The sequence below is a fragment of the Nitrobacter sp. 62-13 genome (assembly GCF_001896955.1).
Taxonomy (GTDB): domain Bacteria; phylum Pseudomonadota; class Alphaproteobacteria; order Rhizobiales; family Xanthobacteraceae; genus Nitrobacter.
The window spans coordinates 1-4,013 of record NZ_MKRN01000134.1 but is presented as its reverse complement, the minus strand read 5'-3'; the positions used below and the strand labels follow the sequence as shown (position 1 = coordinate 4,013).

Below are 4,013 nucleotides of genomic sequence, written 5' to 3'. Positions count from 1 at the left end.
TTCTACGCCGCCCGCCTCTCGACCGAGCAAACAGTCGGATGAAGACACACAGCGGCGTCGCTTCCCGCAGCCTACGCCAACGAGGGGCTTCGTCCGAGGGCGCCGGCGGCGCGGCCGAGCCGCATCATCGCATCGAAGCTCATCTCCATGTCCTCGTCCGTCGTCGCCCAACTTGAGACGCTGACGCGCATAGCGCGGCGGCCTTGCCAGGTCGTTCCGCCGCACCAGCACGTTCCGTCCCGCTGAATTTCGGCAATCATCCGGTCGGTGGCCTCGTCGCTTTCGCCGGCAACGAGGACCTGGTTGATCACGACGTCGTTGAGCACCGCGAAGCCGGCGGCGGACAGCCGCGCGGCGAGCCTCGAGGCATGGCTGCACGTCCTTTCGACGAGATCAGCGATGCCGTCTCTTCCGAGAGACCTTATAGCAGCCCAGACTTCAACCGCGCGGGCTCGCCGCGACAGCTCGGGGTTAAGCTGGCTCGCTTCGCGTTGGTCACTGGCATGGAGGTAGGCCGCGCTCGCGGTCATCGTCCGGCGAAGATGCTCGGGCTCGCGGACCAGCGCGATCCCGCAGTCGTAAGGTGTGTTCAGCCACTTGTGCGCGTCGGTAGCCCATGAGTCGGCAAGCGGCACGCCCGCTGTCAGGTGAGCGCGGCGCGGCGCGCATGCAGCCCACATGCCGAAGGCGCCGTCCACATGAACCCACGCCCCGGCCGCTTTCGTCTGCCGGCAAATCATCTCCGCGGGATCGAAGGCGCCGGTATTCACATTGCCTGCCTGGATGCAGACGATCGTCCGATCGTCGAGCGCAGGCAAAGCGTCTGCCTGCATCCGACCCTGACCGTCGACCGGCACCCTGACCAACGTGTCCCTTCCAAACCCAAGCAGCGTGAGCGCCTTCAGCACCGTTACGTGCACCTCGTCACCCACCACCACGCGGATCGGCGGCGCGCCGAAAAGGCCGCGCGCGCCGGCGTCCCAGCCCGCGCGAGCAAGGATCGCTTGGCGCGCGGCGGCAAGCGCCGTGAAGCTCGCCATCGAAGCTCCCGTCACGAAGGCGCCGCCGGTGCTGCCGGGCAATTCGAAGAGCTGTTTCAACCACTCAAGCGTTATGTCCTCGAGCTGCGCAGCGACGGGTGACGTCAGTCGCATCGCGGCGTTCTGATCCCAGGCGGTCGCGAGCCAGTTCGCCGCGACCGTGACAGGAAGCGCGCCGCCGATCACGAGGCCGAAGTAGCGACCGCCAGCCGAGGCCATCGTCGCGGGCGAGCCAACCTCGTCGAGGAGACGCAAGATCTCCTCGTCGGCTGTCGCGCGGTCAGGCAACGGTCCGCCAAGCTCGGCAAGCCTTTCCAATGCCTCGATATCGGGCGAAACCCGCCGCGCCGTAACACCGCGGAGATAGCGCTGTGCACGCTGCGCGGCATCGGCCAGAAGTTCGGGCTTAACAACTTGATCCATCTGCTATTGGCTCCGGTCGAAAGCGAGCCGCAATCCGAACGAGATGAAGACGGCACCCACCGTCCGATCCACTCCGAGGCCGGCTCTATGGCGCGGCGCCCGGACGACCCCGCTGCGGTACGAACGATCAGCGCCGTATCTACGCCCGGAGTGAGTGTTACGAACGCGGCCGCGATGGTGAACGCAAAGACGTTTACCCACGGAAACGCATCGAGAGAAGTTGCAGCGGTGACGTCCATGACAACGAGATAATGTCCTGTTGTCGCGGGAGTCAAACGTGATATTGTCACGCATTACAATGAAGAGGACCGTCTATGCCTGTCTGGAAGCCTATCGTTCCTTCCGGCGAGGCGCCGCTCTACGAGCGCATCGCCGACGCGATTGAGCAGGACATCCGGGACGGTGCACTGCCGTCCGGGACTCGCCTTCCGCCGCACCGGGACCTAGCGCACGCGCTCTCCGTGAGCATCGGGACTGTCACCAAGGCCTACGGAGAGGCCGAGCGCCGCGGTCTGCTGGTCGGGCATGTCGGCCGCGGCTCCTTCGTCGCCGGCCGCTCGCATGGTGCAGCGGCCTCGAACGGTCCGGTCGACCTAGCCCTCAATCTTCCCGCAGGTGGACCTGGACCACGGCACTTCGCCGAGGCGCTCGCCCGGCTCCGCCGCAGGTCCGATCTCGCGCTGGCAGCCGAATATGCCCCACCGGAGGGCCTTGAGAGCGTGCGGCGGATCGGCGGCCAATGGCTCCAATCCCGGCACGGCGTCGCCATCGATCCCGCCGAGATCATCCAGACCAACGGTGGCCAGCATGCGCTCGCGCTCGCATTCGGTGCAATCGCGCGTCCTGGCGAGACGATTCTCTGCGAGGCCGCCACGTTCTACGGCGTCAAGACGCTTGCCGAAGTCGTGCCGTATCGTCTCCACGGCGTCGACCTCGACGCCGGGGGGTTGAAGCCCGCGGCGCTGGAGAAAGCGATCGCCGAAACCGGCGCGCGCGTGGTCTACACCATTCCGACGTTGCAGAATCCGACCACGATCACGATGACCGCGGCACGCCGAAAGCAGATCGCGGCGATTGCGCGCAAGCGCGACCTGCTAATCGTCGAGGACGAAGCCTATCGGGCCATCGCAGCGCCAGAGGACAGGCCTCCGACCTTCACCGAACTCGCGCCTGACCGCACGATTCACGTGGCCACGATCTCGAAGGCATTTTCGCCAGGCCTCCGCCTCGGGTTTCTCCGCGCCCCGACGAGCGCAATCAGGGAGCAGATTCTGCACCATGTGCGCGCGATCGGATACGCGCCGCCGGCGCTCGGCGCCCTCGTGTTCAGCCAGTGGATCGAGGACGGAACGGCCGATCTCATTGCAGACCAGATCGTGCAGGACGCTCTCGCCAGGAGCGATGTCGCGAGACGGATTTTGGGTAGTGCGATGACGCCGCCAGGATCGCAGCAAAGCATCCACGTGTGGATTCCGATGTCTGCACTCGACGCCGAGCGGGCCGCTGGCCGAGCGCTCCGCGCGGGCGTCGAACTGACGCCTCCCGACGCGCCGATCGTCGCTCCCGACAAGATTTCCGGACTGCGCGTTTGCCTCGGCGGTGCGCCTGATCTTGTTGCGCTCGAAGCCGCCCTGACCGTCGTCGCACAAGCGCTCCAAAGCGACGTCGGCCATCAGACGCGCGCGCTCGTCTGATCCCTCGGCAGCTCACAGGCTGGCAGACGGATTGCGATTGCGCGGCTGGACGATGGCATACTTGCCGCTACGCTTTTTGACCAAAGGATTGATGCCGAATGCTTGAGGTCTGGGGCCGCAAGACATCGTCAAATGTCCAAGCACTGATGTGGTGCATCGGGGAGCTGCGGCTGCCCTACCGGCGACACGATGTGGGGCACCGCTACGGCGGAAACGACACACCCGGATTTCTGGCGCTCAATCCCAATGGCACCGTGCCTGTTCTCAAGGACGGCGATGGCGAACCGCTCTGGGAAACCGGCGCGATCCTCCGCTACCTGGCAACTCGCTATGGGACTGGTCCCTTCTGGCCGGCAGACCTCGACGATCGCACGAGGATCGATAAGTGGGCGGAGTGGTCGAAGATCAACATCGCGTTGAACTTCACCGCGCCGGTGTTCTGGCGGGTCGTGCGAACCGCGCCAGCGGACCGCGACGAGGAGGCTATCCGCGCCGCACTGCGCGCTCTCGAGGTCAAGCTGGATATCGCCGAGGCGCAGCTCGAACATCATGCGTTCCTTGCCTGCTCCGAGTTCACTCTCGCTGACGTCCAGTTCGGTCATGTTCTCTTTCGATATTTTGATATCGACATCCCCCGCGGTGAGCATCCAGCCGTGAAGCAATACTATGATGCACTAACGAAGCGTCCGGCATTCATCGAACATGTGATGGTCTCATATGAAGAGCTGAGGGTGGCGTAACCCAGCCCGCCGGACGAACACCTCTCATCCGTCGTTGAAGTCTTCTCGTTTGCCAATCAAGGCGTTCCGAGGCGCTTGTGTAGGAATGCCCGAGCGTCCGAACAATCCTACGGAGC

The 4,013-nt window shown here is 64.9% G+C and carries 3 protein-coding genes; 2 read left to right on the top strand and 1 reads right to left on the bottom strand.

Features of this window, described 5'->3' with window-relative positions; translation table 11 throughout:
- Positions 1–71: 71 nt before the first annotated feature.
- Positions 72–1,463 (bottom strand): aminotransferase class V-fold PLP-dependent enzyme, encoded by a 1,392-nt coding sequence (locus BGN91_RS10120; RefSeq protein ID WP_292612765.1) that lies wholly within the window; start codon positions 1,461–1,463, stop codon positions 72–74.
- 314 nt (positions 1,464–1,777) lie between these two features.
- On the opposite strand from BGN91_RS10120, the gene BGN91_RS10115 reads away from it, so the two are divergent.
- Both BGN91_RS10115 and BGN91_RS10110 read left to right on the top strand, forming a co-directional pair.
- Positions 1,778–3,157, top strand: coding sequence for a PLP-dependent aminotransferase family protein (locus tag BGN91_RS10115; RefSeq protein WP_292612763.1), 1,380 nt, complete (start codon positions 1,778–1,780; stop codon positions 3,155–3,157).
- A 98-nt stretch (positions 3,158–3,255) separates the two neighbouring features.
- On the top strand, positions 3,256–3,897 hold the full coding sequence (locus BGN91_RS10110; protein ID WP_292612761.1) for a glutathione S-transferase family protein: 642 nt from the start codon (positions 3,256–3,258) through the stop codon (positions 3,895–3,897).
- Positions 3,898–4,013: the final 116 nt, after the last annotated feature.

Coding starts and splice junctions, on each gene's coding strand:
- BGN91_RS10120 (WP_292612765.1), bottom strand. CDS start 1,463: ATGGATCAAGTTGTTAAGCCCGAACTTCTGGCCGATGCCGCGCAGCGT.
- BGN91_RS10115 (WP_292612763.1), top strand. CDS start 1,778: ATGCCTGTCTGGAAGCCTATCGTTCCTTCCGGCGAGGCGCCGCTCTAC.
- BGN91_RS10110 (WP_292612761.1), top strand. CDS start 3,256: ATGCTTGAGGTCTGGGGCCGCAAGACATCGTCAAATGTCCAAGCACTG.